The following is a 5,943-nucleotide window of genomic DNA, read 5'->3' as shown; positions in this document are numbered from 1 at the left end:
GGATTTGAACCGACGACCTTCGGGTTATGAGCCCGACGAGCTACCAGACTGCTCCATCCCGCGTCTGTGGGTGCGCATTCTACAGTCCAAAGCAAAGCTGTCAACCACGTGGCTGAGAAAAAACTGTTTTTTCTTCAATTATTTAGCGCGAAGGCCCTGGCATCGCGGTTTCTCTCGTGCGATCCACGGCCGGCAGGCGCGCGGGTGACGCTGTCCGGCGATTTCACAGCGCGGAGAGGGTGCGGTACTCGTCGTGGGCCGACTGGTCGGTAAGGCCGCTGACGAAATCCTGCAGCAGCCGGCAGCGGTGGTAGAACTCCCAGAGTGTCGGGTCGTCACCCTCGGGCAGTTGCCGCAACGCTTCGAGGTAAGCCTTGATGTCGGTGTCGGCCAAGCGTTTGATCAGCAGCCGCAGGTGCAGTGGCTTGCTCGAGCTACCTTCGGCGAGGGCGCGGAACGACGCTCCAGATTCCGCCATCAGTGGCGCATAGAAATCCAGCAGTCCCTGAAGGATGCGAAAGCCCTGCAGTTCCAGGGTTTCCACCTCGCGGTGGCTGAACACCTGCTCGCGGGCGACCTCCTTGAAGGTGTCCACCATCGCCTGGTGAATGCCGCCGTCCTCCATGAGCGCCCGGTCGAGACGCCCGTGGTAGACGTCCTCGATATGCTCGATGAACTGCGCGGCGGCGTGCTTGACCAGCGGGTGGGTCATTCCCACGCGCAGCCAGATGAAGAATTCCCCGGTCTTGTTCACCGTCTCCCGGTGGGCGCGTTGCAGGGCGTAGTCCACCACCGCGCGGAACGGTTTGCGTGCACCGGGAATGCTCGCCTCGGCGTCGCTCAGGCTGGCGAACTTCTCGGTCAGCATCTGGGCCAGCCGATCGATGTCGAGGATGCCTTTCTCCACCGAGTCCTCGATGTCCGCCAGGCAGTAGGAGATGTCGTCCGCCGCTTCCATGATGTAGGTGAGCGGGTGGCGCGTGCCGGGTGGCATCGCCAGCGCGGCGCACTGGGCGCCGATGTAGTCGCTTTCCGAGAGGTAATAGCCGGGCTTCTTGTTCAGATAGGCGCCGGGACTGCCGCGCTCGGGTTTCGGCTGGCTGGCCGGGCGCACGTACTTGAGCAGCCCGGCGGTCTGCGTGTAGGTCAGGTTGAGGCGCAGCAGGCGTACCGCGAGGCGGATGGCCTGGGCATTACCCTCGAAGTTCTTCAGGTCGCGGAGCATGGCGCCGCGCAGCGCGGCATCGCCCGGGGCTGGCACCGCGCGCTCGAAAAGGCCGTCGAGGTGGCGCTCGAACCAGGCGTTGATCGCGTATTCGCCGAAGTGCCCGAACGGCGGATTGCCCATGTCGTGCATCAGGCAGGACATCTCAACCAGGCTTTCCACGGCGCCTTCCAGGCCATCCAGGCCGAACTCCGCGGCGCGCTCACCGAGCTGCTTGTAGAGCGTCTTGACGATGAAACGGCCGGTCTGCTGAACCTCGAGGGAATGCGTGAGACGGCTGCGCACGGCGGCGTTGCGCTCCAGCGGGAAGACCTGGGTCTTCTGCTGCAGGCGGCGGATGGCGGCGGAGTTGAGGATGCGCCCGCGGTCGCTCTCGAACTGGTCGATGAGGTCCTGCACGCTGCAGGCGGGAACCCTGAAGTTCTCCCGCAGTGCGCCCGGATAGGGGCGCTCCCGGGAAATCTTGTCCTTGAAGTTCACCCGCTCCGTCATCTATAGGCTCCACCGGTCGTCGAGCGTGCAGCCTAGCCGCGTCGGGACGAGGCACACAACCGTGACGCGAGGGGCAAGGGCACAGGCGGACGTCAGCGGCGCTGACGACAGGGGTTCAGCGGGGGAGGGAAAACCGAAGGATCAGGCAGCCGCCTGGCTGATCAGCATGCCGTGGGCGACGCGGAACAGGGTGCCGTCGACGTTCAGTCTGAGCGGATCGCGGCCGACGATGACGGCGCCCTTGGAGAGCATTTCATCGATGTGGGCACGCAGGGCGTGAAAAGTGCGTTGTTCTTTCACCGGGGCGTACTCGAAGGTTGGTTGGCGAATTTTACCAAAGCCGACACATTCCGGCTGTTCGTCAGCTCGTAAATGTCGACTGCATCACATCGATCCTTATGGGAAGGGGATTCGTCCCGCACGGCCGAGGGCATGTTGCCACGCACCCGCTGGCGTCGGGGTAGCGCATCGAACGCCTTCCGGGATCTTCAAGATGGGTTTGACTGTTTATTCATACAGTTCGTGGCGGTGTAAGATTGCTCGCTCGCCCTACGAGAAGCGTCGTGCGCATCGTTCGCTTCCGATTTCGGAAATTGCATGTTGGATCAACCGGTTAAGCCACAACGAAAGATCATTCACGTTGACTGCGACTGCTTCTACGCGTCGATCGAGATGCGTGACGATCCGGCGCTGGCCAACCGGCCGCTGGCGGTGGGCGGGGCGGCGGATCGGCGCGGAGTGATCGCCACCTGCAACTACGAGGCGCGTGCCTATGGCGTGCGTTCGGCAATGTCGTCGCGGCATGCGCTGAAGCTGTGTCCGGACCTGCTGATCGTCAAACCGCGCTTCGAGGCCTACCGCGAAGCCTCGCGTGAAATCCAGGCGATTTTCCGCGACTACACCGAGATCATCGAACCGCTGTCGCTGGACGAGGCGTTTCTCGATGTCTCCAACGCCGGGCATTTCGCCGGCAGCGCCACCCGCATCGCCCAGGACATCCGCCGACGTATCTGGAAGGAGTTGCGCATCACCGTGTCCGCCGGCGTGGCGCCGAACAAGTTCCTGGCGAAGATCGCCAGCGACTGGAAGAAGCCCGACGGGCTCTTCGTCATCACCCCGGACCAGGTTGCGGATTTCGTCGCCACGCTGCCGGTGAGCAAGCTGCACGGGGTCGGCAAGGTGACGGCGGAGCGCCTGGCGCGCCAGGGCATCGTGGGCTGCGCGGACCTGCTCGGCTGGAGCAAGCTGGCCCTGGCCCGCGAGTTCGGCAGTTTCGGCGAACGCCTGTGGAACCTGGCGCGGGGCATCGACGAGCGTCCGGTACAGGTGGAGAACCGCCGGCAATCGCTCAGCGTGGAGAATACCTACGATCAGGACCTGCCCGATCTGGCGGCCTGCATCGCCCAGCTGCCGGGCCTCCTGGAGGAAATGAACGGACGGTTGGAGCGGCTGGACAAGAGCTACCGGCCGGACAAACCCTTCGTCAAGGTGAAGTTCCACGACTTCAGCCAGACCACCCTGGAGCAGGCCGGCGCCGGTCGCGATCTGGACAGCTACACCCAGCTGCTGAGCGCCGCGCATGCCCGCGGCGGGAAGCCGGTGCGCCTGCTTGGCGTCGGTGTGCGCCTGCTGGATTTGCGCGGAATGAGCGAGCAGATGGAGCTGTTCGCGCCCTGAAGGCACGGTATTCGCGCAGGAATGCCGGTTTGCCGCTCAGCGTTCCGGCAGCAGGCGGATCGGTTTGCCGCTGGCCGGCCACAGGCGCAATTCGTCCTGTTCCGATACGTCCCAGCGGCGCACCGTGCCGAGGGCGTCGAGGAAGCGCCGTTCCTGTTCCATCAGCGCCGGAGCGCAGCTCTTGCGGGTGCTGCCGGGGAAGTCGAAACCGAGCTGTTCGCCCTTGAGCGTGTACTGGGCGAACCAGTGGTTGCAGCCGGCATGGCCATAGGCGCGTCCGTCCGCGCCGAAGGTCATCGTGAGGTGGCTGCGGTCGATCAGCGGACGCTCGCCGATCCATTCGACGCTGTAGCTGCGTTCGGTCTGTAGCGGCGTGTGGCTGGCGCAGCCGACCAGCGTGGCGGCACACAGGGCGAGGCTCAGCGGGGTTCTCATCAGGCGCTTTCCCGGCATTGGGGACACAAGTGGCGCCCGTCGACCGAGGCCCAGCCCAGCTCGGCGATGCGCGCTTCGGCGGCCGGTGCGCGGGCCTTGTCGCCGAGTTTTGCGTCCACCGCGAACTCGAAGTCGAGGTGCTTGGCACAGCCGTCGCAATCGACGCTCCACTGGCGGATTTCCAGTTCGCGGAAGGCCGGCCCGTTGGCCACCGCGAGCCACTGGCCGGGCGGATTGATCAGGTGGCGGACCTTTTCCACCTGCAGGCGCAGGCACAGGTCGCGGCTGCCCTTGAGGGTCACCAGCAGGGTATCGCCGGCGTTGATCGAGCCGCCGTTGCCGGTGACCTGGTAACGGCCTGGCGCCAGCGCGCGGCATTCGTTGAGGGTGTGTTGCGGGTTGAGCAGGCTGTAGCGGAAATCGTGTTCGGCCATGGTTCTTCGTGTTCGCGGATCGGGCAAAAGCGCTGGCCGGCATGCTATCACGCGCTGCCGGCACGGGCGCCTCGCCGGTCAGGCGGTCGCGGCGGCGTCGAGCAGGCGCTCGATGGCGGCGTCCAGTTCGCCGAGGGCCGCGGCGGCGCCCGGATCGTCCTGCTTGAGCAGGGTTTCGCTGCGCTGGCAGGCGTCGCGCAGTTGCGGCACGCCGCAGTAGCGGGTGGCGCCGTTGAGCCGGTGCACGCGCTCGATCAGCGCCGTGCGTTCCCAGCTTTCACGCGCCTGGCGGATCGCCTGGCGGTCGACTTCCAGCGATTCCAGCAGCATGCGCAACATGTCGGCGGCGAGGTCGGCCTTGCCGGCCGCCAGGCGCAGGCCTTCCTCGGCGTCCAGTACCGGCAGCGTGGAATTGCCACGCGGTGCGTGGGGTTCGCCGCGCGCGGCGCTGCCGAGCAGGCTCAGGCCGGTCCACTTGAGCACCACCTGGCTGAGCTGGCGTTCGTTGATCGGCTTGGTCAGGTAGTCGTCCATGCCGCTGCGCAGCAGGATGCGTTTCTCGTGGGCCAGCGCATGGGCGGTCAGCGCGACGATCGGCACCTGGCCCTGCTGGTGCTCGGTTTCCCAGGCGCGGATCGCCTCGGTGGTCTGCCGGCCGTCCATGCCGGGCATCTGCACGTCCATGAAGATCAGGTCGAAGCGTGTGCGGGCGACGGCCTTCAGTGCGGCCTCGCCGTTGTCCAGCGCGACGACTTCGGCGCCGAGGTCGCTGAGCAGCGTCTGCACCAGCAGCAGGTTGGCGGGGTTGTCGTCGACGCAGAGCAGGCGCGGCGGCCGGCTGTTGCTCGGTGCGATAGATGGCAGCAGGCGCGGCGGCGGCGCGTTGAGCAGATCGCCCAGGGCGCGGTGCAGTTTGCGCGTGCAGGAAGGCTTGGCCTGCAGCTGGCTGTCGGCGTCCGGCAATGCGTCGTGATAGAGCATCTGCTCGGTGGTCGGGCAGAGCACCAGTGCCTTGCAGCCGAGGCTTTCCAGGGCGTGGACCTGCTGGCTCAGCGGCTCGGGGGGCAGATCCTTGAGGTTGACGCCGAGCACCGCCAGGTTGATCTGCCGGGGCGTATCGCGCTGGCCGGCGACCGCGTCGATGAGGTCGTCGAGCACCGGGAATTCGAGCACTTCCAGGCCGCAATCCTCAAGCTGATGGCGCAGCGCCTGGCGCGCCAGCTCATGGTGTTCGAGAACCGCCACGCGGCGTCCGGCCAGCGGCGCGCGCGGCAGGTCGTCGGCGTCGTCGCGGGCTTTGGGCAGGGTCAGGCTGACCCAGAACTCCGAGCCTTCGCCCGGCGTGCTGTCGACGCCGATCTCGCCGCCCATCTGCTCGATCAGGCGTTTGGAGATCACCAGGCCGAGGCCGGTGCCGCCGGCCTGGCGGTTGAGCGAGTTGTCGGCCTGGCTGAACGCCTGGAACAGCGCGCGCAGTTCGTCTTCGGCGAGGCCGATGCCGGTGTCCTGGACGCTGATGCGCAGTTGCGCGCGGTCGTCGCTTTCCTCTTCGAGCATGGCGCGGATGACGATGCAGCCTTCGCGGGTGAACTTGATCGCGTTGTTCACCAGGTTGGTCATCACCTGCTTGAGCCGCAGCGGATCGCCAACCAGCGCCAGCGGCGTGTCGCGATAGACCAG

The 5,943-nt window shown here is 66.2% G+C and carries 6 protein-coding genes; 1 reads left to right on the top strand and 5 read right to left on the bottom strand.

What is annotated here, in order from left to right; translation table 11 throughout:
• Positions 1 to 223: 223 nt before the first annotated feature.
• Together dgt and B3E91_RS13770 are read right to left on the bottom strand one after the other, a co-directional pair.
• Positions 224 to 1,717, bottom strand: a complete 1,494-nt coding sequence (gene dgt, locus B3E91_RS13775; RefSeq protein WP_287029952.1) for a dGTPase — start codon at positions 1,715 to 1,717, stop codon at positions 224 to 226.
• Between the two features lie 141 nt (positions 1,718 to 1,858).
• Positions 1,859 to 2,017 carry a hypothetical protein gene (locus B3E91_RS13770; protein ID WP_175534346.1) on the bottom strand — a complete coding sequence of 53 codons (159 nt, stop codon included), beginning with the start codon at positions 2,015 to 2,017 and terminating at the stop codon, positions 1,859 to 1,861.
• Between the two features lie 297 nt (positions 2,018 to 2,314).
• Between B3E91_RS13770 and dinB the strand changes: the two genes are divergently transcribed.
• Positions 2,315 to 3,394, top strand: coding sequence for a DNA polymerase IV (gene dinB / locus B3E91_RS13765; RefSeq protein WP_287029951.1), 1,080 nt, complete (start codon positions 2,315 to 2,317; stop codon positions 3,392 to 3,394).
• A 36-nt stretch (positions 3,395 to 3,430) separates the two neighbouring features.
• On the opposite strand, the gene B3E91_RS13760 is transcribed toward dinB, so the two are convergent.
• From B3E91_RS13760 to B3E91_RS13750, 3 genes are all read right to left on the bottom strand, one after another.
• Positions 3,431 to 3,829, bottom strand: a complete 399-nt coding sequence (locus B3E91_RS13760; RefSeq protein WP_090228161.1) for an META domain-containing protein — start codon at positions 3,827 to 3,829, stop codon at positions 3,431 to 3,433.
• On the bottom strand, positions 3,829 to 4,263 hold the full coding sequence (locus tag B3E91_RS13755) for a hypothetical protein (RefSeq protein ID WP_282342062.1): 435 nt from the start codon (positions 4,261 to 4,263) through the stop codon (positions 3,829 to 3,831). The genes B3E91_RS13760 and B3E91_RS13755 overlap by 1 nt, the downstream gene beginning before the upstream one ends.
• Positions 4,264 to 4,341: 78 nt before the next feature.
• Positions 4,342 to 5,943, bottom strand: a 1,602-nt coding sequence (locus tag B3E91_RS13750; protein ID WP_287029950.1) for a response regulator, incomplete at its 5' end; no start/stop codon positions are given.

Source organism: Pseudomonas sp. UBA6310, assembly GCF_002438225.1.
In the GTDB taxonomy this organism is placed as follows: Bacteria; Pseudomonadota; Gammaproteobacteria; order Pseudomonadales; family Pseudomonadaceae; genus Pseudomonas_O; species Pseudomonas_O kuykendallii.
Note: the sequence above shows the minus strand (reverse complement) of the source record. Positions and strands in the feature narration are given on the sequence as shown.

Excerpts from the sequence above, each read along its gene's own strand:
- dgt (WP_287029952.1), bottom strand. The coding sequence starts at position 1,717 with ATGACGGAGCGGGTGAACTTCAAGGACAAGATTTCCCGGGAGCGCCCC.
- B3E91_RS13760 (WP_090228161.1), bottom strand. The coding sequence starts at position 3,829 with ATGAGAACCCCGCTGAGCCTCGCCCTGTGTGCCGCCACGCTGGTCGGC.
- B3E91_RS13755 (WP_282342062.1), bottom strand. The coding sequence starts at position 4,263 with ATGGCCGAACACGATTTCCGCTACAGCCTGCTCAACCCGCAACACACC.
- dinB (WP_287029951.1), top strand. The coding sequence starts at position 2,315 with ATGTTGGATCAACCGGTTAAGCCACAACGAAAGATCATTCACGTTGAC.